Genomic DNA, 23,423 nt, shown 5'->3' on the forward strand with positions numbered 1-23,423 from the left:
TTTGTGAAGTAAATCTGTGCTAATTTGTGCAATCTGAGTAAAGCTGAAACTTCCTTTTTTTTAACAATTTATGATGCTCTACTGATATTTCAATGATTGCACTCCTAAATAGAAATTTAGAAGAAAGAAATAGTTATTTTTGTTTCCAAATTGTTTTCCATTGAGTCTCTACAAAAATCTTTTTAAACAAACTGCCATCTACGGATTAGCAACTGTCGTTCCTCGGATGTTCAGTTTCTTTCTGGTACCACTTTATACTGAATTACTTCCCAAAGAAGAGTACGGTCGGGTAAATGTGATTTTTGCCTATCTCATTTTTTTCAATGTCATCCTTGCTTACGGAATGGAAACCTCTTTCTTTCGTTTTTTCAATACCGAAGAAAATAAAAAGTCAGTGGTAGAAACATCTATGGTTTCTGTTTTTTGGACTACTTTATTGTTTTTGGCCGTAGCCTTATTGTTCCGAAACTCCGTAAGTCACTTTATAAATATTGACGTTCAGTACATTACATATATTATCTGGATTTTAGCTTTCGATGCTTTAGTCATTATTCCTTTTTCAAAATTAAGAGCTTACCAACGACCTATATATTATGCAATAGTAAAGATTGGAAATGTGGCTGTCAATTTAGGACTAAACCTATTTTTCTTAATTTATTTACCCAAAATTGCCACATCGTATCCCGGTAGTTTCATAAGTTCTTTTTACTTTGAAGGTTTCCAAGTTGGTTATATTTTTGTTTCCAATATCGTAGCAAGTTTGCTGACTTTGCTTGTATTATTGCCCAATTATTTCCAAGTCAAATGGAAGTTCAATTTTGCACTTTGGAAACGAATGATGAAATACGGTTTCCCGATAATGATTGCCGGAATTGCCTTTGCCATTAACGATCAGTTTGATAAAATCTTACTGAATTATTTACTACCTGCTGATGTTGCCGAAGCACAAGTGGGAATTTATTCTGCATGTTACAAACTAGGTTTGTTCATGGTTTTGTTTCGAACGGCTTATACTTTGGGAATCGAACCGTTTTTTTTTAGTCATGCTTCCAATGCAAATGCCAAAGAAACCTACGCCACCATAACCAAATATTTTGTTATTTTCGGTTCCTTGATGACTTTAGGAGTAATCGTTTTTGCCGATGTTTTAAAATTAGTAATGATTCGTGATTCGTCCTATTGGAATGCGATGGGAGTTGTTCCTTTGATTATTTTAGCGAATTTCTTCCTAGGAATTTACACCAATCTCTCGGTTTGGTACAAATTAACGAACCAAACCCACATTGGTGCTTATATTTCAATTGTCGGAGCCATCATTACATTGGTTTTGAATTATTTATTGATTCCAACGATGAGTTATTATGGTTCAGCGATTGCCACAATTGCCGCTTACGGAACGATGATGATTATTTCCTATGTTCTGGGAAATAAATACTATCCAATTCCGTATGATATGAAAAAAATAAGTGCTTATTTGGGACTCTCAATCGTATTTTCGATTGTTTATTTTTATCTTTTCAGAGAAAATTATTTTGTAGGAATTCCTATGCTATTGGTATTCACTTATTTTATTTATTACAACGAAAAAGAAATTATTAATCGAATTTTAAAAAGAAAAGCATAATTTACTTTTTAAAATTTTCACAAAAATACAACGATTATGACGATTAAAATCATCAATAAATCACAACACGAATTACCAAATTATGAAACTTTGGCTTCCGCCGGAATGGATTTGAGAGCAAATATTCAAGAGGCTATTGTATTACAACCTTTAGAACGAGCGATTGTGAAAACGGGACTGTTTATGGAACTGCCTGTTGGTTTTGAAGCACAAGTTCGACCAAGAAGTGGTTTGGCTGCTAAAAATGGGATAACAGTCTTGAATGCTCCAGGAACAATCGACGCGGATTATCGTGGTGAAATTGGTGTGATTTTAGTAAATTTATCCAATGTTTCTTTCACTATAGAAAACGGCGAACGAATTGCTCAATTAATTATTGCAAAACATGAAAGAGCTGAATGGGAATTGGTTTCAGGATTATCTACAACCGTTAGAGGAAAAGGTGGTTTTGGAAGTACAGGTGTAAAATAGTGCTCAGCCAGAATTAACAGTAATCAATTATAGAAAATATAAAATCTTTGTGAACTTTGCGAAATATCTTTGCGAACTTTGCGGTAAAAATCTGAAAACATGAAAATAATCGTACCAATGGCGGGAAGAGGTTCTCGTTTAAGACCACACACATTAACAATCCCGAAACCATTAATTCCGATTGCAGGAAAACCAATCGTACATCGTTTAGTGGAAGATATCGCGGGAGTTTTGAACCAACCCATTGATGAAGTCGCTTTTATCATTCACGAAAGTTTTGGTAAAAAAGTAGAAGAGAATTTGATTGCAATTGCTGAAAAATTAGGTGCAAAAGGAACTATCTATTATCAAAATGAAGCTTTAGGAACAGGTCACGCCATTATGTGTGCCAAAGATTCTTTACAAGGTCCAGCTGTAATTGCTTATGCAGATACCTTAATTCGTGCTGATTTTGACTTAGACACTTCAGCAGATAGCGTGATTTGGGTAAAACAAGTGGATAAACCAGAAGCATTTGGCGTTATTAATCTAAACGAAGCCAACGAAATCATCGAACTAGTTGAAAAACCCGCAGAATTTGTTTCTGATTTAGCCGTAATCGGAATTTACTATTTCAAAGATGTGTCAGTTCTTAAAGACGAACTGCAATTGGTTATTGACAACAATATTATTCATGGTGGCGAGTACCAAATTAACGATGGAATCAAGCAAATGATGGCCAAAGGCATGAAATTTGTTCCAGGACAAGTAGACGAATGGATGGATTGTGGAAACAAAGAGGTAACTGTTGATACAAATACCAGAATGTTAGGCTTTTTGCACAATGACGGAGCGGTTTTAATGGCTTCCAATGTGAAATTAGAAAATTCTACCATAATTCCTCCTTGCTATATTGCCGACGATGTGATTTTGATAAACGCTACAGTTGGTCCAAACGTTTCTATAGGAAAAGGTTGCCACATTATTGATTCAACCGTTAAAAACAGTTTGATTCAAACGCATTCACATATAAAAAATGCCAATTTAAATAACGCAATGATAGGAAATCATGCTATTTTTGACGGAAATTTTACGTCAATCAGCATTGGTGATTACTCGGTTTTAGAATAAAAAATGAAAAAAATAATCTTAGGGTTTTTGCTCATAACATCTGGTTTTTCGGCTTTTGCACAAAAAGAGCCGGATGATATTGCTTTGGCAACCAATGAATTTCAAATTTCCTATTATGAAGCTTTGAAGCAAAAAGGAATTGAAAACAACGATAGAGCAATTGAATCGTTACAAAAATGTCTGGTTTTAGAGCCTAATAATGCTGCAGTTTATAATGAATTGGGTCGGAATTATCTAAAGCTAAAGAAATTCAAAGACGCTTACGACGCTTTTGAAAAAGCAGTTCAAATTGACCCCAAAAACAGATGGTATCTTCACGGCATGTATGATGTGGCTTATCAAACCCAAGATTACAATCAAGCAATAGTTTTAGTCACGAAATTAGTGGCTTTTGATACAAATTACAAAGAAGATTTGACATCGCTTTATATGTATACCCAACAATACGACAAAGCTTTGAAGTTGATTAATGAAATGAATGACGACTTTGGGAAATCGGAAAAAAGGGACAATTATAGGAAACAAATTATGCTAGATGCTCGTTTTCAGGGAAGTGAAAAGGAGGAATTACTAAAATCAATTGCTAAAAATCCAAAGGATGAATCCAATTACATTGCATTGATTTATTTATATTCCAGTAGTAATCAAGAAGAAAAGGCGGTGGAAGTGGCTAAGAAATTGGAAATTGCCATTCCAGAATCCGATTGGGCTCAAGTGAGTTTATTTAAATTTCATTTGAACAATAACGACGGGACAAAAGCCGTTAAAGCTATGCATCAGATTTTTGATAGCCCTAAAATCGATAATAAAATCAAACACCGCGTTTTGAATGAGTTTTTGATTTTTGCTAAAAATAACCCGGGTTACGATGCCGATTTGCTTAAAGCGGTTGCTTATTTTGATTCTGATAAAGATGTTGCTGTTGCAAAAGAAGTAGGGAAATTTTTCCAGAATAAAAACGATTGGAATCAAGCAAAGTCTTATTATGAAATGGATTTGAAAAACAATCCAAATGATTTAGAGACGGCACTGTTGTTGTTTGAAATGTATGTCAAACTGGAACAATTTGATGTTTTGTCAAAGAAGTCAGAAGAAATGACGGAACTTTTTCCGTCGCAACCCGATTTGTATTATTATGTAGGATTGGCAAATAATCAACTGAAAAAATTCAGCAAAGCTAAAGATTATCTGGAAACAGGAATGGATTATGTAATTGAAAATAAAGCGCTAGAGATTAATTTCAATATTCAATTGGGTGAAGCTTACAATGGTTTGGGTGACCAAAAGAAAAAGGAATTGTATTTCAAAAAAGCAGATCAATTATTAAAAAAGTAAAGCAAAATATGATTTCAAAAAAATGGTTTTCTATAATGACTTTTTTGTTTTTAGTAACAATAACTTCGTGTAAACCCAAAGGATTTATTGCTGAAGCAACAGCAACTAAACCAATGAAAGCGGAAAAAATTGTTCGCAATCATTATGAATTAGACAAAGTTTTTAAAACGGCATACATCAAAGCAGATGTAAGTTATAAAAACCCAAAAGAGTCTTTGAATCTTTCGGCCGATATTCGAATTCAGAAAGACGAAAAAATTTTGATTAGTATTCGGTTCTTCGGAATTACAATGGCAAAAGGAGTGATTACACCTACTGAAGTGAAGTATTACGAGAAAAGCGGAAGCAGTTATTTTGAGGGAGATTACAGAACGTTAAGCAAATGGTTGGGAACAGATTTAGATTTCACGAAAGTGCAAAACATGCTAATTGGCGAAGCTTTTGATAATTTAGAACAAGGAAAATACGAAAGTTCAGTAGAAAATGGACTTTATAAATTAGAAGATAAGTCGTCAAAAAACATTTTGAAAACTTTTCTTTTTGAAGCGTCAATGTATTTAATAAAGAAGCAGCAAATTCAGCAATTATCAGAGAACCGCACCTTAACGGTAGAATATCCAAATCACAAGCAATACGACAATATTTCGTTCCCAATCGCACTAAACATTGATGCAGTTAATGACGGAAAGAAAACTCAAATTGACATCGAATACAGCTCAGTGAAGTTTGACGAAGAACTTTCTTTCCCTTATAGTGTTCCAAGTGGTTATGAAAGAACTTTTATTGACTAAATTTGCACAAATATTTTAACAAACATGCCAAAATACTTTTTCATAGTCGCTTTTTTAATTTGTTCCGCTTCGGCTTGGAGTCAGACGGCTCAGGAAAAATTAGAACAACGTAAAGAGCAAATTCAAAAAGAAATTCGTGCCCAAGAAGCCTTGTTGCGAAGCCAGGACAAAAAGCAAAAATCACTTTTAACGGAGATTATTCAGCAAAGAGAGAAAATTCGTTTGCGTGAAAGCTTGATTAAAACAACGGAGAAGCAGGCGAAAATTTTGAAGGATGAAATGTATACCAATCAACTTCAAATCAATCAACTCAATCGTGAGTTAAAAGAGTTGAAACAAGATTATGCGGCAATGATTATAAAATCATACAAAAGTCGTTCAGAACAAAGTCGGGCAATGTTTTTGTTGTCTTCTGAAAGTTTCTTACAAGCCTATAAAAGGGCCCAATATATGAAGCAGTATGCGAGTTTCAGAAAATCGCAAGGGGAAGAAATAGAAGTAAAGGCGAATAAGCTTTTGGTTTTAAACACTAAATTAGACGGTCAAAAAATTGAAAAGCAAAAGCTTTTAAAAGAACAAGAGCAGGAGCGGATAGTTTTGCAACAAGAAAAAGTAGAGCAAGAGAAATTGTCATCAGCGATTCAAAAAGACAAGAAAAAAATTGCAAAAGAAATTAAAGGGAAACAACAAGAATCTAAAGAAATAGACCGTAAAATAGATAAATTAATTAAAGAAGCGATTGCCGAAGCCAACAGAAAAGCGGCTGCTGCAAGAAAAGCGGCAAACCCGAACACGACAGCGGCAGAAACTCGTGCAACAGAAAGTTCGACAAAAATAGTATTGACCCCAGAAGCTAAAATTATTTCAGATAATTTTAAAGCCAATAAAGGACGACTGCCTTGGCCAACGCCAACAGGAACAATCACGCAACGTTTCGGAGATCAGCCACATCCAGATTTGTCGTATTTATCGGTTCACAGTAATGGAATTGAAATAACAACAAGTACAGGAACTCAGGCAAGAGCAGTATTTGATGGAGAAGTTTATAGTATTTTATATGTTTCGCCTGTACAGAAAGCAGTAATGATTCAACATGGAGATTTCTTTACGATGTATCATAATTTAAGCGACGTTTCTGTAGTGAAAGGGCAAAAAGTTACACGTAAACAAAGTCTTGGAACCATTAGAACAAGTACAGAAACAGGAAGAACCATACTTAAGTTTATGATTACGCAGAATGTTAGCTACACCAATCCGCAAAGTTGGTTAACACCGAATTAAAGTTATTTTAGTGCATAAAAAAAGGGTTGGTTTTGAATTTCAAAACCAACCCTTTTTTATTTAATTTTAAACCTTAAACCTATAAGTCATTCAACATTTTAGATATTTCATCTAATTTTGGAGTCAAAATAATTTCAATTCTACGATTTTTAGCTTTTCCTTCAGCCGTTTCATTAGATGCTAATGGCGCATATTCGCCACGTCCTGCAGCCGTTAAGCTTTGCTTGTTTATCGCTTTATTTTCACTTAATATATTTACAATTGAAGTAGCTCTTTTTGTTGATAAATCCCAGTTATTTTCAATTTGTCCCATTGCTCCAGCAAACTTATCATTATCCGTATGCCCTTCAATTAAAACAGAAATTTCAGGATTTTGTCCCAACACTTTTCCCACTTCAACCACTGCTTTTCGACCTTCTGAACCTACAGTCCAACTTCCAGTTTGAAACAATAACTTGTTTTCCATCGATACATAAACCTTTCCGTTTTTTTGCTCTACAGTTAAGCCTTTTCCTTCAAAAGCATTTAAAGCTTTTGAAAGTGTTGCTTTTAATTTTTTCAAATTTTCACCTTGAGCGTTAATAACACCTTCCAATTCCGCTACACGATTGGAACGTTCTTGGAAATCTGCCATCAGTTTATTTAAACGTTCTTGTTCAGCAGCCAAGGCTTTTTCTTTTGCTTCTAATTTGGCAAGCAACTCACGGTTTTTGTCCATATTAGTTTTCAAAACATCATCGCTGTTTTTCTCCAATGCACTGTAAGAACTTTGTAAGGTTTTCAAGTTATTTTGTCCCGCCGTTAAGTCGGCTAAATACTTGTCACGTTGTGCTTTTGTTTTATTTAATTCATCTTGAAGCGCTGTTTGATCAAGTTCTAATTTGTTTTTGGCTTTCGTCAAATCTTGGTTACTGTCACTAACTGCACGAGTTTCTTTTTTTAAGTCGGCATATTTGTTTTCTAAATCGTTGTACAGTTTTTTAGAAACGCAAGAAGTAGTCAATGCTAAAAGAAGCAATCCCACTGAAATTTTTCTGATAATCATATTTTAAATTGTTTTTGGAAAGTTAGTTAATTTCTATCATAACGGGACAATGATCGGAATGTTTTGCATCGGATAAAATTAGGGCACGTTCTAATTTGTTTTCGAGCGACTTTGTGACTAAAATGTAATCAATTCGCCAACCTTTATTATTGCCTCGTGCTCCAGCTCGATAACTCCACCACGTATAATTGTGTGGTTCTTTATTGAAATGGCGGAAGCTGTCAACGAATCCATTTTTCATAAAAATATCCAGCCAAGTGCGTTCGTGAGGTAAAAATCCAGAAGTTGTTTTTAACCGAATCGGATCATGAATATCAATTGCTTCATGACAAATATTGTAGTCACCACAAATAACAAGATTCGGAATTTCTTTCTTCAATTCTGAAATATAGTTTTGAAAGTCATCCATATACATGAACTTGTGGTCCAGTCGAGCACTATTTGTTCCTGATGGTAAATACAAACTCATTACTGAAAAACCTTCAAAATCCAATCGTAAATTTCGACCTTCAAAATCCATGTGTTCAATTCCAGTTCCTGCAACGACATTCTTAGGTTCAATTTTAGATAAAACGGCAACACCGCTGTATCCTTTTTTTTGTGCCGAAAACCAGTAAGTATAATGGTAACCTAGTTTTTCAAACTCCTCTACAGGTACTTGTTCTTTCATTGCCTTAATTTCCTGAAGACAAATCACATCAGGATTGGCTTGCTCAAGCCATGTTAGGAATCCTTTCGAAATGGCGGCTCGAATACCATTTACATTATAAGAAATAATTTTCATTTTTTGTCAAATTTTAAGTCATTCAAAAGTAAATAAAAAGGATTGATTATTCTAAAATAGCTGAATGTTTATAGGTCGAGGTGCTATTTAATGAGTTGTTTTGCTATCTTTGTTTTCCGCCAATATAAAAACAAACGAATGGGGTTAGTAACTGCAAAGGAAGTTGCAAAGGTAATTAACACTGATAAATATGGGGTTCTAGGAAATTTGTCAGGCTGGTTACTGATGAAATTGCTTAAAATTTCGGATCTTAACGATTTGTACGATCGAAACAAGCATTTATCTGATGTTGAGTTTTTGAACGCCATTTTAGATGAGTTAAAAATAAAGTTTGAAATCCCTGAAGAAGATTTAAAACGTTTACCGAAAGATGGTGCTTATATTACGATATCCAATCATCCATTGGGGGGAATTGATGGAATTTTACTTTTAAAATTGATGTTAGAGCGCGAGCCTAATTTCAAAATTATCGCGAACTTCTTACTCCACAGAATAGACCCCTTGAAGCCCTATATCATGCCAGTTAATCCTTTTGAAAACCATAAGGATGCCAGATCAAGTGTGGTGGGAATCAAAGAAACTTTGCGTCATTTGAGTGATGGAAAACCCTTGGGGATGTTTCCTGCAGGAGAAGTTTCAACATATCGAGATGGTAAACTAGTAGTTGATAAAGCTTGGGAAGACGGTGCTATAAAAGTAATTCGAAAAGCCCAAGTTCCGGTAGTTCCCATTTATTTTCATGCAAAAAACAGTTGGTTTTTTTATTGGTTTTCTAAACTAGGACCAACGTTCAGAACGGCAAAATTACCTTCTGAATTGTTAACGCAAAAAGATAGAGTCATTAAAGTCCGCATTGGAAAAGCAATTTCAGTTGCGGAACAAAATGAACATACTACTTTAGAAGATTACAGAGAATTTCTTCGGAAGAAAACCTATATGTTGGCAAATCCGTATGAAAAGGAAAGCAAACTTCTGCAGACGCCAAACTTGAAATTACCTAAGAAAAAGAAAGAAATTGCCGCCGCTGCACATCAAGACAAAATCGTTGCCGAAGTAAATAAATTACGAGATGCAGACGCGCGACTTTTGCAAAGTAAGAATTATGAAGTTTTCTTTGCAAAAGCATCAGAGATTCCTACCATCTTACACGAATTGGGGCGATTAAGGGAAATTACTTTCAGAGAAGTGGGCGAAGGAACCAACGAGTCCATTGATGTTGATAAGTTTGATAAATATTACCATCATATGTTTTTGTGGGACCAAGATGCTGAAAAAATTGCAGGAGCCTACCGAATGGGATTGGGTTCAGAAATTTTCCCAAAGTACGGTATTGAAGGTTTTTATTTGCAAGAATTATTTCGTTTTGAACCGGAATTATTCGATATGATGCATAAATCTATAGAAATGGGTCGTGCATTTGTCATCAAAGAATACCAACAAAAACCGATGCCTCTCTTTTTGTTATGGAAAGGAATTATGCATACAACTTTGCGTTATCCCGAACATAAATTCTTGATAGGTGGCGTGAGTATTAGCAATCAATTTTCTGATTTCTCAAAATCATTGATGATTGAATTCATGAAATCAAATTATTATGATCCGTATGTAGCACAATATATTAATCCTAAGAAAAATTATAAGGTTAAATTGAAAGATGCAGACAAAGATTTCATATTTGACGAAGCTGAATCAGATTTAAATAAATTTGATAAAATTATTGATGAACTTGAACCTGGCAGTTTGAGGTTACCTGTTTTAATCAAAAAGTATATTAAGCAAAATGCTAAAGTAGTTGCGTTTAATGTTGACCCCTTATTTAACAACGCAGTTGACGGATTGATGTATATTAGAATTGCAGACATTCCGGAAAGCACAATGAAGCCCGTATTGGAAGAATTTCAAGCTGAATTAGAGCGTAAATCAGCTGAAAAAGAGCATTAAAAAAGCCCCAAAATAAAATAGTGGGGCTTTTTTAATATATATAGGTTACTGCATTATTAATCTAAATAATAGATATATCCAATTTGCAACGTTCCTGAAAAATCATTATTCTTGTTTTCTTTGTAAATTTTCGGGTCTGGGTTCATACCTTCTATCCAGTCGGAAAAATAATATTTAAATTGACCTTCTAATACAACAGCACCACTTTGACTTAATTTGTAGCGAACTCCTAAAGCTCCTGTCATAGAAAAAGCAATACCACTACTGTCTTTAAATCCATCTACATACTTTGCAGGAACTGTGTTTGAATTACCGATAGATCCCAATGTTGAAGTAGCGTTTGCAGAATAAGAATTAATTTGAAAACCAGGAGCTATATAAGGAGTTAAGTTTCCTCCGCCATAATCATCCAATTCAAATGGGTAATATTCCAATTGAAACCCTACGTTTGACACTTTTACATCACTTTGCATTGCACGAAGTTTATCGCCAAAAACGCTACTTGACTCTGCATATTTTCCATAATGATTTAATGTCACTGACATTAACGTCACGTCAAATCGCACTTTCAAATTTCGTTCTAGACCCCCATTGTTATTATTCAACGCTACGTAATAAACAAAGCTTCCAGATGCTCCAACATTTTTAGTGATATTATCAGATGAACCGCTTTCCCCAAAATCTCCTTGAAAAAATACAGGGCCACTCATAATACCAATTTCTTGATAATATTGTCCACCTTGGGCTTTTGCAAAAGCAAAAGAAAGAATACTTATAAACAGTAATAATGTTTTTTGAAACATACCAGTAATTTTTGTTAAAGTGCAAATATACATATTTACCGTATAAATATATTTAAATTCGCTGAATAATACGATATTATCGACAAAACTTATTAATTTATTTACAAAACTAGTCTTCTTATCTAGAAATTGGCTAATTAAAAATAGTATTTCACAAAACATTATAAACAAAAGTATCTATCTATAATTTATTTTTACTGTTTTTTAAGTGTATATTTGCCGATTAAAACGAAAACGTTTTCTTAAACGTTAATAATCTAAAAATCATGTCACAAAGTATTAAGTCATTTGTTGAAGCGGTTGAAAAAAGAAACCCTAACGAGCCAGAATTTTTACAAGCAGTTCACGAAGTTGCTGAGACTGTAATTCCGTTTATTGAAGAAAACAAAAAGTATCAGAATAAGATGCTTTTAGAACGAATGGTGGAAGCCGAACGTATCATTACATTCCGAGTAGTTTGGCTTGATGATGCTGGAACAATTCAAGTAAATCGCGCATACAGAATTCAGATGAATTCAGCGATTGGACCTTATAAAGGAGGAATTCGTTTCCATCCATCTGTAAATTTAAGTATTTTGAAATTTCTTGCTTTCGAGCAAACGTTCAAAAACAGTTTGACTACTTTACCAATGGGTGGAGGAAAAGGTGGAGCTGATTTTGATCCAAAAGGAAAATCAGATAATGAAATCATGAAGTTTTGTCAATCTTTTATGACAGAATTGTACCGTCACATCGGGCCAAACCTTGATGTTCCTGCTGGAGACATTGGAGTTGGAGGAAGAGAAGTTGGATATATGTTTGGTCAATATAAAAGAATTCAAAACGAATTTACAGGTGTTTTGACTGGAAAAGGACCTTCATTTGGTGGTTCAAGAATGCGTCCAGAAGCTACAGGATACGGAAACGTTTACTTCGCAGAAAGCATGTTGAAAACCAAAGGTGATACTATAAAAGGAAAAACTATTGCTGTTTCAGGTTCAGGAAATGTAGCACAATTTGCTGCTCAAAAAGCAACTGAACTTGGCGGAAAAGTTGTTACCATGTCAGATTCTGGTGGATACATTTATGATGCAGACGGAATTGATGCTGAAAAATTAGCTTTCATCCAAGAAATTAAAAATGTAAATTACGGTCGGATTAGTGATTATTTAAACAAATATCCAAATGCAAAATTTGTTGCTGGAAAACGTCCTTGGGATGTAAAAGTGGATATCGCATTGCCTTGTGCTACTCAAAATGAATTGAATAAGGAAGAAGCAGAAATGCTAATCGCTAATGGATGTATGTGTGTTTCTGAAGGAGCAAACATGCCTTGTATTCCAGAAGCAGTTACTGTTTTCCAAAATGCTAAAATTTTATTCGCACCTGGAAAAGCATCTAATGCTGGTGGTGTGGCAACTTCTGGTTTAGAAATGTCTCAAAACTCACTTCGTATGGGTTGGACTAGCGAAGAAGTAGATGAAAAATTGAAAACAATTATGTTAGACATTCACGCTTCATGCGTACAATATGGTTCTGATGCAAATGGACATATTGATTACGTTAAAGGAGCAAATATTGCTGGATTTGTTAAGGTTGCAGATGCAATGTTAGCTCAAGGAGCAGTATAATTTTAAATTATTATCTTTAAGAAAGCCGAATTTGATTCTTCAAATTCGGCTTTTCTATTCTATCTTAGTATTAATTCGCACAATTTATTTTTCAATTTATAATTAAAACACCAATAATTTCGTTTGTAGTATATTTGTGATTCTAATTTTCAACTGATGAAATATTTTTTTGTAGCCTTCTTTTTTATTTTATTAACTCCAATCTGTTTTAGCCAGACAAACCAACCTTGGAAAGGCTATTTCTCTTACAATGATATTAAAGATGTTTCGCAATCATCTACAAAATTTGTTGCTGCTTCTGAAAACGCCTTATTTTCTCAAGACTTAAATACAAATGAATTAAAAACCACGAATACGGTTGATGGTCTTTCTGGGCAAACTATTTCTTCTATTTATTACAGTCCTACCTTTAATAAAACATTGATTGGTTACGAAAATGGTTTATTGATTGTCGTAAATGAAAGCGATGGGAAAATTAAAAAGGCAGTTGATATCATCAACAAGCAACTTCCTCCCAACTTAAAAAAAATCAATCATTTTACAGAACACGAAGGAATTGCTTATTTGTCCTGCGATTTTGGAATCGTACAGTTTAATCTTTCAACCTTGCTTTTTGGTGACACGTATTTTATAGGAAATAATGGTGCTGAAATTCAAGTAAACCAAACCGCTGTACTAAATGGATTTATCTATGCGTCTTGCAACTTTAATGGAATTAGAAAAGCAAATTTAGCAAGCGAAAACCTTATTAATTTCTCAGAATGGACCGAAATAAATCCTGGAGCTTGGAACGGAATTGCTCAAGTGGGAACGGAATTAGTTGCAATGAACTCCAGTGGTAACTTAAACCGATATAACGGAGCAAATTTTCAATCATTTATTCAGTTTTCTCAAGCATCAGTTGACTTGCGTTCTAACGACAATCAACTAGTAGTAACGTTTTCCAACCAAGTAAAATTTTATAATGCACAACTTGCACCTCTTTTTACGGTAAATGATTCGCAACTTCTACAACCTATTTTGCCTAAGTTTACTTGTGCAACTGTTATTGGAACAAAAGCCTACATCGGAACATCTGAAAACGGTGTAATCACAACTCAAATTACTGGAGCAACTAATTTTGACTACCTTTTACCAGATGGACCATTACGAAATTCTGCCTTCGCAATAAACGCAGCCACTGCAAATTTATGGGTTGTTTTTGGAGGATATGATTCCAAATACAATCCTTACGATTATGAATTCGGAAGCCGTGCCTTATTTGGAATTTCTAAATTAGTAGAGAAAGAATGGCTAAACATTCCACCGTCAGAAGTTTTAGGAGCCAAAGCTTTATCAGATATTGCAATCAATCCAAACGACCCAAACGAAGTTTATATTTCCTCTTTTTTCTCTGGTTTATTAAAATTAGAAAATGATGTGCCAACGGTTTTATACACACCAGCGAGTACTGCTCCAAACGGATTAGAGAACATTGAAATTGTGAATAACCCAAACGATATTCGTATTAATAACCCTGCATTTGATAAAACTGGAAACCTCTGGCTTACTAATAATTTAGTAACAAAAGCTCTAAAAGTTCTCAAAACAAACGGTCAGTGGCAAAGCGTTTCGTTAGAATCTGTAATTTCGGGTCTTACCAGTTATGGCGAATTGCTCATTGATAAAAACAATACAAAATGGATGGCTTCACGTGAAGGAGTCATTGGTTACAACGAAAATGGAGGCATTTTTAAAGTAATTACCGAAGGAGCTGATGAAGGAAATTTACCTTCACCCGATGTTCGAACGATGGCTATTGACAACCGAAATCAGTTATGGATTGGTACCAATAAAGGCTTGCGTGTTTTATCAAGCATTGACCGTTATAATTCAACGGGACAATTGACGGCAAATCCAATTATTATTTTAGAAGAGGAAGTGGCACAGGAATTATTGTTTCAGCAATTTATCACCGCTATTGCAGTTGATGGAGCAAACAATAAATGGGTTGGAACAGCAACTTCTGGTGTTTTTCAATTTTCTTCTGATGGTCAAAAAACGCTGCAACGGTTCACGATTGACAATTCACCTTTACCTTCAAATACCATCAACGACATTGATATAAATCCCATAACAGGGGAAGTTTTCTTTGCAACGCCTCAAGGAATTGTAGTTTACAAAGGCATCTCAACCGATGGAAGTGATAATTTACAAAACGTAATTGTGTATCCAAACCCCGTTCGGCCCGGCTATTCAGGAACCGTAAAAATCACTGGACTTCTTGATAATGCCAATGTGAAAATCACTGATATTTCTGGTAATTTAGTGCACGAAGTCATTTCAGAAGGAGGAACAATTGAGTGGGACACCATGGCTTTCGGGAAATATAAAGTAGCCTCAGGCGTTTACATGATTTTTATTTCTGCCGATGACGGGATCGAAACTACTGTCAAAAAAGTGATGATTGTAAGATAAATTTTAAACTTTCATTCCTAAATCTTAAATCTTAAATCAAAAATCCTTAATCTAAAAATGCTGGTAAAAACCAAAGCAATCGTTTTATCGGCGTTGAAATATCAAGAAAAAAGCTTGATTGTAAAATGCTTCACCCTTTCTGACGGACTCAAATCTTACTTTGTTCGTGATGCTTTTTCAGGCAAGAAAAACAACCATAAAATCGCTTATTTTCAATCTTTGACTTTACTGGAAATTGAAGCCGTTCATAAGAATAAAGGCACGCTCGAAAATTTTAAAGAAATAAAAATCAGTCATCCCTATTCGTCCATTCCAACGGATATTTTTAAAAGTACCATTGTGATGTTCTTGTCGGAAATGTTGCACCATTCCATCCGCGAGGAAGAAGCAAACCCTGATTTTTTCTCCTTTCTAGAAGCTGCATTGATGTGGCTGGATACTAATGACCAAATTTCAAATTTCCACCTGATTTTACTTATGGAAGCCACGAAGTTTCTAGGTTTTTACCCGGAAGACTCCAACCCTAATTTTGATTTTTTCGAAATGCGTGAAGGTGTTTTTGTCCCTTTTGAAAGCGTTTCTTGCCTTCATAAATCTGATTCTTTTTTGCTTAAAAAATTACTCGAATTGCGGTTTGATTCTACCCAAGTTTTATTCACTTCGAAAGAACGTCAAGCGTTACTCACCATCATTATTGACTATTACGCCTTGCATCTCGACGGGTTCAGAAAGCCGAAATCATTGGAAGTTTTAGTGGAAGTTTTTTCTTAATAAGGAGTTTTTGGATAAAATTTCATAAAAAACTTTTCGAAGTATTGATAGGAAAAGTGTGACACAGTTATTGTAACCACGATTACAATCAGGTTGTAAAAAACAATAATTAGAAAACTGTTTAACTCCATCCCACTAAATAATTTAGTATACGTAAGACCTATAATTTGAATTACAATAGCATGAAACATATAAATTCCATAAGATATTTTTCCAAAATAAGTGATTGTCTTATTGTTTAGTAATTCGTATGATTTGCAACTTAACGACCCAATTACTAGGGCAAAAAGTAGCATGCTAATAAAGTTATAGGTAGCCGAAGAAAAGTATGAAACAAAAAAGTCTGTTGTAAAATAAGCAACAAAAAGAGATAGTAAAATGTAATTAACGACTTTGCGGTTAAATATAATTTTTCGTTCAAATAACAATATTGAAATGACACCACTTGATGTAAAATAGAAAAATAAAATGCCAAATTTAGCTAAAAAATTATGTTCTAAGAAATGGTAAATTACAAAGGCTGTAATGGTAAAAACTAGTAGAAAACGAATATAATTTTTTAACGGAAATAGCAAAAGTAGCGGTGCGATAATTAAATAGAATTGCTCTTCAACCCCAATGGACCATAATATTTCGATTATTCCTCCTGGATGGTATATACTTGCAAAAACATTTGGCATGAAGAAAATTGATAGTGCTATACCTTCCCATAAATTATAATTCGTGTTATAATCACCTTCATAACCAAATGTTGGAAGAATTAAGTGATAATGTGCCAAACCATAAAATAGGACTAAAAAATATAGTGGAAAAATCCTTAGAGCACGTCTTAAATAAAAATTTTTAAGTGAAATGGTCTGAAACGTGGCTTTTTCAATATAAAGTTGTCTTATAATTAAAAAACCACTTAATGAAAAAAATACGCATACCGCTTCATGTCCTTTATTAAAAATAGATAAATCATTATAAAAAGGAATAGCATGTTTACTACAAAATTCTGAGGTATGAAAGAGTACCACGCAAAGTGCTAAAAAAAAGCGTAAACCTGTAATGTTAGGAATTTTTACCATCTATAAAGTTTGGAATGCGATTTCAAAGCCATCAAAAAACAGCAAATTTTGAAAAGTGGAAATCTAATGCTTTTTAAGATATTTTTTAATAAAAAGTGTCCAAATTGTTTCTGTACTCTAATTAAACAATTTCTCTTATTCCTAAATTTAAAAACTACCGCTTCGCGAAGAGAAATCGGGAGAGCTCAAACAATTCCAGCATCAGGGCCAAATAACTTGTTGCTTTTTCTTTTAGTTTATGCTGGACTATCTAAAAAGAAGAGCCTATAAAAATTTATCATTTAAAATTAAAAAATCTCCAACCCTAATTTTGACTTTTTCGAAATGCGTGAAGGTATTTTTGTTCCTTTCGAAAGCGTTTCTTGCCTCCCTAAATCCGATTCTTTTTTGCTCAAAAAATTACTCGAATTGCGGTTTGATTCTACCCAAGTTTTATTCACTTCGAAAGAACGTCAAGCATTACTCAGCATCATTATTGATTATTACGCCTTGCATCTTGACGGATTTAGAAAGCCGAAATCTTTGGAAGTTTTAGTGGAGGTTTTTTCTTAATAAGAAGCACATCGTTTGGAGTTTAAAATGAAAGAAAATCACCCAAAATGTAGTTTCAACAACCCTATTTTCTCGTTTTGAAGACAAATTATGCGCTAAAAACATATTTAATAGCGGTTTTTTGTTACATAAAATGCTCATTTTGCCCACTTAATATAAGTATTTAGAGCACTTAATAATTATTTTTTATTAAATAAAGTGCTTGTTATGTACACTTAATAGCTTATTTATGTTCCATAAAGTGTTTATTTTACCTACTTTGTATAAGCACATTGAGCAATTAATAGTTGTTTTTTATTACATTAATCTCTTTTTTATCTAGTAAATACAATCATAATGCTACCTTTTTTTGCAAAAAGGTTTAATCAATCAAAAAAAAACTTATTTTTATAGGTACAAAAGAGGAAAAATTTCTAATCGACAATTTAATACTTGATAATATGGAAGACAATACACCTTTAGGAAGTGAATTAGTCCCAGATATAGGGGCATTCATTGCACGTTATTTTAAAGAAAAACGTACTTATAAGAGTGCATTAGCTCGAAAATTAAAGGTGCGACCTCAAACCGTGCTGGGGTATCGCCAGAAAAAAAGCATGCAAACCCAAACGATCTGGACATTGAGTTTGGAACTAAAACACAATTTTATGAAAGACCTTGCCGACCAACTTCCTAAAGAATTTTCAACATTTTCGCCAAAAGATACCACCCTGCAAGACCGTATTGCCGCCCTAGAAACTGAAAATGAGTTGCTCAAAGCACAATTAGCGGTTTTGAAGGAAGTGATGGGGAAGTAGGAATTACAGATTATAGGATTCACAAATTGCAAATTTACGCTAGTGCGAAAAAGCGTGGTTGATGCCGTTATTTGCTTCATCGTTCAGGTTATTAAGGTGATGGATGAGGGTTTTTGGGTGGTTTGATACTTATTTAGGATTTTAATTCTATATTTGGTTTTGATAACTGCTGATAATAGTAAGTGTTATACACTATATTTTGGGTGTATAGTCGCTATAAAGTAGCGGGTATATACTAGTTACCAGCAATAGCAAAACCGAATATGAAAGATTACTCAACAACGTATTTAAACGAACTTGGAAAACCAATTTCAAAAATGGAATACGAAAATGCCAAAAACTATTATATACAATTTTGGGATAAAGAACTTTTACGTGTAGAAGAATATTATGAAAATAATATTATAACTTATATCGGCTATTATTTAGATGACGATGAGCAAACATCCGCATATCTAAATTTGAAAAATGTAAAAGCAGTTACCATTTATAGAAATCCTGTTTTTCGTTTTCATTATAAACAATTTCATGTTGAAATTTACGTCAATGGCGAGTTGAAAAACAAGAGGTTGCAAGTTTTTACCAAAAATCATTGTACTGTTTACGATAAATCCTTCGATGTTTTAACTGGTAATGTCAACTATTTTGAAAAAAGTTGTTATAACGAGGAATTAAATATTACTTATGAATTTGAGTACGATGAAAAAGGTTTGTTTAAGAGATTAACAATTTATGACCCGGAAAATATTGTTGATACTGAAGAGCATACAATTTATCCGCAAACTATTGGAGTAGGAAAAAATGATTATAATTTTGACTGGAAAGATTTTGAATATTTTCAAAACGAAGAACCAATTTTACCCGAAAGAAGCTACTGCTGGTAACAGCTAGGGGTTCGTTGGGCTTGAAAAGCCAACAATGAACCCCGTGTTGAACGGAACCGATTACATGCCGTCAACACTTATGGAGTTATCGATAAGTTGTTTGATTGAATTTCAAGAGGATTAAGTGTCCTCTTTTTTTGTGGGGTAAAGTCAAGTTGGTATTGATTTAAGATTTTTCACGCACCCCAATTCCTTCTCAAAAATCCCAACTCATAATTTATAATTCATAATTCATAATTCATAACTATTTCTTACTTTCGCATCTGATTTAAGAAAACGACAAAATGAGCACAAAATTTACTGAATATAAAGGACTTGACTTGCCAACTGTAGCATCGGAAGTGCTTGATTTTTGGAAAAAAAACAACATCTTTGAACAATCTGTAACTTCTCGCGAGGGAAACCAGCCGTATGTGTTTTTTGAAGGACCACCTTCTGCAAACGGACTTCCTGGCATTCACCACGTGATGGCTCGTGCGATTAAAGATATTTTTTGTCGCTATAAAACACAAAAAGGTTTTCAAGTAAAACGTAAAGCGGGTTGGGATACACACGGTTTGCCGGTAGAATTGGGAACTGAAAAAGAACTCGGAATTACCAAAGAAGACATCGGAAAAACCATCTCGGTTTCAGAATATAATGAAGCCTGTAAGAAAACCGTAATGCGTTACACGGATGTGTGGAACGACTTGACCGAAAAAATGGGGTATTGGGTAGATATGGAAGACCCGTATGTTACTTACAAATCCAAATACATGGAAACGGTTTGGTGGTTGTTAAAACAAATTTATAACAAAGATTTGTTGTACAAAGGCTACACGATTCAACCGTATTCGCCAAAAGCAGGAACTGGTTTGTCTTCCCACGAAGTCAACCAACCGGGAAGTTACAGAGATGTAACCGATACAACGGTCGTAGCTCAGTTCAAAGCAATTCAAGAAACATTACCAGAATTTTTACAAGGTTTTGGCGAAGTACATTTCATGGCTTGGACTACTACACCGTGGACTTTGCCTTCCAATACTGCGTTAACAGTTGGTCCAAAAATCGATTATGTGTTAGTGGAAACGTTTAATCAATATACGTTTCTGCCTATAAAAGTTATTTTGGCGAAGAACTTAGTTGGAAAACAATTCAATAAAAATTTCTTTGCATCGGAAGACATAGCTGATTTTGAAAATTTCAAAGATGGCGACAAAAAGATTCCATACAAAGTTATAACGGAGTTCAAAGGAGCAGATTTAGTGGGTATCAAATACGAACAACTCATGCAATTGGCTTTGCCAAATGATAATCCTGAAAATGCTTTTAGAATTATTTCTGGTGATTTTGTAACCATTGAAGACGGAACAGGAATTGTACATACGGCACCAACATTTGGAGCAGATGATGCAAAAGTGGCCAAAGAAGCTTCGCCGGAAATTCCGCCGATGTTGGTAATGGATGCCAATGATAATTTGGTTCCGTTGGTAGATTTGCAAGGAAAATTCATTCAAGGTTTGGGTGATTATTCGGGTAAATATGTCAAAAACGAATATTACAACGACGGCGAAGCTCCAGAGCGTTCTGCAGATGTAGAAATTGCTATTCAGTTAAAAGAAGAAAATAAGGCTTTTAAAGTGGAAAAATACGTCCACAGTTATCCACATTGTTGGAGAACGGACAAACCTATTTTATACTATCCACTAGATTCTTGGTTCATCAAAGTAACCGAGGTCAAAGAACGTATGTTCGACTTAAACGAAACCATCAACTGGAAGCCAAAAGCCACAGGTGAAGGACGTTTTGGAAATTGGTTGAAAAACGCCAACGACTGGAATTTATCGCGTTCCAGATATTGGGGAATTCCATTGCCAATTTGGAGAAACGAAGAAGGAACAGAAGAAATCCTGATTGGTTCCATTGAAGAATTGTACAATGAAATTGAGAAATCTATCGCGGCTGGTTTCCAAAAAGAAAATCCTTTTAAAGATTTTGAAATTGGAAACATGGCCGAATCGAATTATGATTTAGTGGATTTGCATAAAAATGTAGTGGATGAAATCACGTTAGTTTCTGCTTCTGGAAAACCAATGAAACGCGAAAGCGATTTGATTGACGTATGGTTTGATTCGGGTTCAATGCCGTATGCACAATGGCACTATCCTTTTGAAAACAAAGAAAAGATTGACGGTAACGAAGATTTTCCAGCGGATTTTATCGCAGAAGGAGTCGACCAAACACGTGGTTGGTTTTATACTTTACATGCAATTGGAACTTTAGTTTTTGATAAAGTGGCTTATAAAAATGTAGTTTCAAACGGTTTGGTTTTAGACAAAAACGGACAGAAAATGTCCAAACGTTTAGGAAATGCAGCGGATCCATTTGACACGTTGAAAGAATACGGTCCAGATGCCACACGTTGGTACATGATTTCAAATGCAAACCCGTGGGACAACTTGAAATTTGACTTGGAAGGAATTGCTGAGGTTCGTAGAAAGTTCTTTGGAACACTTTACAATACGTATTCGTTTTTTAGTTTGTATGCCAATATTGATAATTTTACGTATGCAGAAGCGGAAATTCCTTTAGAGAAACGACCAGAAATTGACCGTTGGATTTTATCCGAATTACATTCACTAATAAAAACAGTGGACGACGCTTATGCAGACTATGAACCTACAAAAGCAGCGAGAGCGATTTCTGATTTTGTGCAAGAAAACCTAAGTAACTGGTACGTTCGTTTGTGCAGAAGACGTTTTTGGAAAGGCGAATATGCCGAAGATAAAATAGCCGCTTACCAAACATTATATACGTGTTTATTGACCATTTCTAAGCTTGGAGCACCGATTGCCCCTTTCTTTATGGACAAACTTTACCGTGATTTAACGCAAGCGACATCTACAGAGAAATTTGATAGTGTACATTTGGCGGAGTTTCCAAAATACGTTGAAAACTTTGTTGATAAGTCGTTAGAAAGCAAAATGGGTAAAGCACAGACGATCTCGTCACTTGTTTTATCACTCCGAAAAAAGGAAATGATTAAGGTGCGTCAACCGTTGCAGAAGGTAATGATTCCGGTACTTAACGAGGAATTTAAAGCGGAAATTGAAGCCATTTCTGACCTGATAAAAGCGGAAGTAAACGTTAAGGAAATTGAATTAATTGACGATGCTTCGGGTATTTTAATCAAGCAAATTAAACCGAATTTCAAGACATTAGGACCGAGATTTGGTAAGGACATGGGTTTGATTTCCAAAAAGATACAAGATTTATCACAAGATAATATCAATGAATTGGACAGAAATGGTTTACTAATTGTTGATTTATCAGGAAATAGTATAACTTTAACAAAGGAAGACGTTGAAATTAGTTCTCAAGATATTGAAGGTTTGTTAGTGGCAAATTCGGGAACAATTACCGTAGCGCTAGATATAACACTGACTGAAGAGTTGAGAAACGAAGGAATCGCGAGAGAGCTAGTAAATAGAATTCAGAATTTGAGAAAAGATTCAGGATTTGAAGTGACCGATAAAATTACAGTGCATTTGCAAAAAAATCCAGCTTTAGGAAAAGCTATAAACGAAAATGAAACGTATATTAAGTCGGAGACCCTAACAAATCAGTTGATTTTTGAAGATACCATCGAAGATGGAACAGAAATAGAATTTGACGAAATTAAAACAAAACTAACAATTACAAAATAATACTAATATGGTAGATGAAGCAACACGATACTCAGATGCTGATTTAGCTGAGTTCAAAGAAATTATCGTAAACAAAATCAATAGAGCACAAGCTGATTTAACGCTAATCAAAAGTGCGTATATGAATGATTTGAACAACGGTACAGACGACACTTCTCCAACATTTAAAGCTTTCGAAGAAGGAAGCGAAACAATGTCAAAAGAAGCAAATTCGCAACTAGCAATTCGTCAAGAAAAGTTTTTACGCGATTTGAAAAACGCACTTTTCAGAGTTGAAAATAAGACTTACGGAATGTGTAAAGTAACAGGAAAGTTAATCAGCAAAGAACGATTGCGAGTGGTTCCTCATGCTACAATGAGTATTGAAGCTAAAAACGCTCAATAATTAGTTAAAAATAAAACACCGAAGAC

At 34.4% G+C, this 23,423-nt stretch carries 19 protein-coding genes; 15 read left to right on the forward strand and 4 right to left on the reverse strand.

The genetic code is table 11. The features are described from left to right. Positions 1–160 precede the first annotated feature (160 nt). The 6 genes from ACQ5J2_RS03860 (at position 161) to ACQ5J2_RS03885 (ending at position 6,612) form a co-directional block, all read left to right on the forward strand. On the forward strand, positions 161–1,624 hold the full coding sequence (locus tag ACQ5J2_RS03860) for a lipopolysaccharide biosynthesis protein (RefSeq protein WP_432672417.1): 1,464 nt from the start codon (positions 161–163) through the stop codon (positions 1,622–1,624). Between the two features lie 36 nt (positions 1,625–1,660). Further along, entirely contained in the window at positions 1,661–2,095 is a 435-nt protein-coding gene (gene dut / locus ACQ5J2_RS03865; protein WP_432672418.1) for a dUTP diphosphatase, read from the forward strand. Positions 2,096–2,194: 99 nt separating this feature from the next. Further along, entirely contained in the window at positions 2,195–3,205 is a 1,011-nt protein-coding gene (locus ACQ5J2_RS03870) for a sugar phosphate nucleotidyltransferase (RefSeq protein WP_432672419.1), read from the forward strand. Between the two features lie 3 nt (positions 3,206–3,208). Continuing rightward, positions 3,209–4,540 carry a tetratricopeptide repeat protein gene (locus tag ACQ5J2_RS03875; protein WP_432672420.1) on the forward strand — a complete coding sequence of 444 codons (1,332 nt, stop codon included), beginning with the start codon at positions 3,209–3,211 and terminating at the stop codon, positions 4,538–4,540. Between the two features lie 8 nt (positions 4,541–4,548). Then, positions 4,549–5,331 (forward strand): DUF4292 domain-containing protein, encoded by a 783-nt coding sequence (locus ACQ5J2_RS03880; protein ID WP_432672421.1) that lies wholly within the window; start codon positions 4,549–4,551, stop codon positions 5,329–5,331. A gap of 24 nt (positions 5,332–5,355) precedes the next feature. Continuing rightward, positions 5,356–6,612, forward strand: a complete 1,257-nt coding sequence (locus ACQ5J2_RS03885; RefSeq protein WP_432672422.1) for a murein hydrolase activator EnvC family protein — start codon at positions 5,356–5,358, stop codon at positions 6,610–6,612. Between the two features lie 79 nt (positions 6,613–6,691). On the opposite strand, the gene ACQ5J2_RS03890 is transcribed toward ACQ5J2_RS03885, so the two are convergent. Both ACQ5J2_RS03890 and ACQ5J2_RS03895 read right to left on the reverse strand, forming a co-directional pair. Then, positions 6,692–7,654 carry an OmpA family protein gene (locus ACQ5J2_RS03890; RefSeq protein WP_432673252.1) on the reverse strand — a complete coding sequence of 321 codons (963 nt, stop codon included), beginning with the start codon at positions 7,652–7,654 and terminating at the stop codon, positions 6,692–6,694. Between the two features lie 25 nt (positions 7,655–7,679). Next, positions 7,680–8,441, reverse strand: coding sequence for an exodeoxyribonuclease III (locus tag ACQ5J2_RS03895; protein WP_432672423.1), 762 nt, complete (start codon positions 8,439–8,441; stop codon positions 7,680–7,682). Between the two features lie 138 nt (positions 8,442–8,579). On the opposite strand from ACQ5J2_RS03895, the gene ACQ5J2_RS03900 reads away from it, so the two are divergent. Beyond that, positions 8,580–10,382, forward strand: a complete 1,803-nt coding sequence (locus tag ACQ5J2_RS03900; protein WP_432672424.1) for a GNAT family N-acyltransferase — start codon at positions 8,580–8,582, stop codon at positions 10,380–10,382. A 56-nt stretch (positions 10,383–10,438) separates the two neighbouring features. Here ACQ5J2_RS03900 and ACQ5J2_RS03905 read toward each other — a convergent pair whose 3' ends face one another. Then, positions 10,439–11,185 (reverse strand): THC0290_0291 family protein, encoded by a 747-nt coding sequence (locus ACQ5J2_RS03905; RefSeq protein WP_432672425.1) that lies wholly within the window; start codon positions 11,183–11,185, stop codon positions 10,439–10,441. A 266-nt stretch (positions 11,186–11,451) separates the two neighbouring features. Between ACQ5J2_RS03905 and gdhA the strand changes: the two genes are divergently transcribed. The 3 genes from gdhA (at position 11,452) to recO (ending at position 16,023) form a co-directional block, all read left to right on the forward strand. After that, entirely contained in the window at positions 11,452–12,795 is a 1,344-nt protein-coding gene (gene gdhA, locus ACQ5J2_RS03910; protein WP_432672426.1) for an NADP-specific glutamate dehydrogenase, read from the forward strand. 156 nt (positions 12,796–12,951) lie between these two features. Continuing rightward, a complete protein-coding gene (locus ACQ5J2_RS03915) occupies positions 12,952–15,252 on the forward strand; it encodes a T9SS type A sorting domain-containing protein (protein ID WP_432672427.1) in 2,301 nt (766 codons plus the stop codon). A gap of 57 nt (positions 15,253–15,309) precedes the next feature. Further along, complete coding sequence (gene recO, locus ACQ5J2_RS03920; protein WP_432672428.1) at positions 15,310–16,023, forward strand: DNA repair protein RecO; 714 nt, start codon at positions 15,310–15,312, stop codon at positions 16,021–16,023. On the opposite strand, the gene ACQ5J2_RS03925 is transcribed toward recO, so the two are convergent. Continuing rightward, positions 16,020–17,093 (reverse strand): acyltransferase family protein, encoded by a 1,074-nt coding sequence (locus ACQ5J2_RS03925; RefSeq protein WP_432672429.1) that lies wholly within the window; start codon positions 17,091–17,093, stop codon positions 16,020–16,022. The two genes, recO and ACQ5J2_RS03925, sit on opposite strands and share 4 nt — an antisense overlap. Before the next feature lie 324 nt (positions 17,094–17,417). Here ACQ5J2_RS03925 and ACQ5J2_RS03930 point away from each other — a divergent pair, with 324 nt between their 5' ends. The 5 genes from ACQ5J2_RS03930 to ACQ5J2_RS03950 all read left to right on the forward strand — a co-directional run bounded on the left by ACQ5J2_RS03930 (position 17,418) and on the right by ACQ5J2_RS03950 (position 23,397). Continuing rightward, positions 17,418–17,645 carry a hypothetical protein gene (locus ACQ5J2_RS03930; RefSeq protein WP_432672430.1) on the forward strand — a complete coding sequence of 76 codons (228 nt, stop codon included), beginning with the start codon at positions 17,418–17,420 and terminating at the stop codon, positions 17,643–17,645. Positions 17,646–18,085: 440 nt separating this feature from the next. Next, complete coding sequence (locus ACQ5J2_RS03935; RefSeq protein WP_432672431.1) at positions 18,086–18,442, forward strand: hypothetical protein; 357 nt, start codon at positions 18,086–18,088, stop codon at positions 18,440–18,442. A gap of 263 nt (positions 18,443–18,705) precedes the next feature. Further along, complete coding sequence (locus tag ACQ5J2_RS03940) at positions 18,706–19,326, forward strand: hypothetical protein (RefSeq protein ID WP_432672432.1); 621 nt, start codon at positions 18,706–18,708, stop codon at positions 19,324–19,326. A 284-nt stretch (positions 19,327–19,610) separates the two neighbouring features. Then, positions 19,611–23,012 carry an isoleucine--tRNA ligase gene (gene ileS / locus ACQ5J2_RS03945; RefSeq protein ID WP_432672433.1) on the forward strand — a complete coding sequence of 1,134 codons (3,402 nt, stop codon included), beginning with the start codon at positions 19,611–19,613 and terminating at the stop codon, positions 23,010–23,012. A 7-nt stretch (positions 23,013–23,019) separates the two neighbouring features. Next, a complete protein-coding gene (locus tag ACQ5J2_RS03950; RefSeq protein WP_432672434.1) occupies positions 23,020–23,397 on the forward strand; it encodes a TraR/DksA family transcriptional regulator in 378 nt (125 codons plus the stop codon). The last annotated feature ends 26 nt before the right edge of the window (positions 23,398–23,423 follow it).

Source organism: Flavobacterium sp. SM2513 (assembly GCF_050908145.1).
GTDB lineage: Bacteria > Bacteroidota > Bacteroidia > Flavobacteriales > Flavobacteriaceae > Flavobacterium.

Bases quoted from the DNA above. Each gene is read 5' to 3' on its own strand.
- ACQ5J2_RS03900 (WP_432672424.1), top strand. From the start codon at position 8,580: ATGGGGTTAGTAACTGCAAAGGAAGTTGCAAAGGTAATTAACACTGAT.
- gdhA (WP_432672426.1), top strand. From the start codon at position 11,452: ATGTCACAAAGTATTAAGTCATTTGTTGAAGCGGTTGAAAAAAGAAAC.
- ACQ5J2_RS03905 (WP_432672425.1), bottom strand. From the start codon at position 11,185: ATGTTTCAAAAAACATTATTACTGTTTATAAGTATTCTTTCTTTTGCT.
- ACQ5J2_RS03880 (WP_432672421.1), top strand. From the start codon at position 4,549: ATGATTTCAAAAAAATGGTTTTCTATAATGACTTTTTTGTTTTTAGTA.
- ACQ5J2_RS03915 (WP_432672427.1), top strand. From the start codon at position 12,952: ATGAAATATTTTTTTGTAGCCTTCTTTTTTATTTTATTAACTCCAATC.
- dut (WP_432672418.1), top strand. From the start codon at position 1,661: ATGACGATTAAAATCATCAATAAATCACAACACGAATTACCAAATTAT.
- ACQ5J2_RS03895 (WP_432672423.1), bottom strand. From the start codon at position 8,441: ATGAAAATTATTTCTTATAATGTAAATGGTATTCGAGCCGCCATTTCG.
- ACQ5J2_RS03925 (WP_432672429.1), bottom strand. From the start codon at position 17,093: ATGGTAAAAATTCCTAACATTACAGGTTTACGCTTTTTTTTAGCACTT.
- ACQ5J2_RS03875 (WP_432672420.1), top strand. From the start codon at position 3,209: ATGAAAAAAATAATCTTAGGGTTTTTGCTCATAACATCTGGTTTTTCG.
- ACQ5J2_RS03940 (WP_432672432.1), top strand. From the start codon at position 18,706: ATGAAAGATTACTCAACAACGTATTTAAACGAACTTGGAAAACCAATT.
- ileS (WP_432672433.1), top strand. From the start codon at position 19,611: ATGAGCACAAAATTTACTGAATATAAAGGACTTGACTTGCCAACTGTA.
- recO (WP_432672428.1), top strand. From the start codon at position 15,310: ATGCTGGTAAAAACCAAAGCAATCGTTTTATCGGCGTTGAAATATCAA.
- ACQ5J2_RS03935 (WP_432672431.1), top strand. From the start codon at position 18,086: ATGGAAGACAATACACCTTTAGGAAGTGAATTAGTCCCAGATATAGGG.
- ACQ5J2_RS03870 (WP_432672419.1), top strand. From the start codon at position 2,195: ATGAAAATAATCGTACCAATGGCGGGAAGAGGTTCTCGTTTAAGACCA.
- ACQ5J2_RS03885 (WP_432672422.1), top strand. From the start codon at position 5,356: ATGCCAAAATACTTTTTCATAGTCGCTTTTTTAATTTGTTCCGCTTCG.
- ACQ5J2_RS03950 (WP_432672434.1), top strand. From the start codon at position 23,020: ATGGTAGATGAAGCAACACGATACTCAGATGCTGATTTAGCTGAGTTC.
- ACQ5J2_RS03930 (WP_432672430.1), top strand. From the start codon at position 17,418: ATGCGTGAAGGTATTTTTGTTCCTTTCGAAAGCGTTTCTTGCCTCCCT.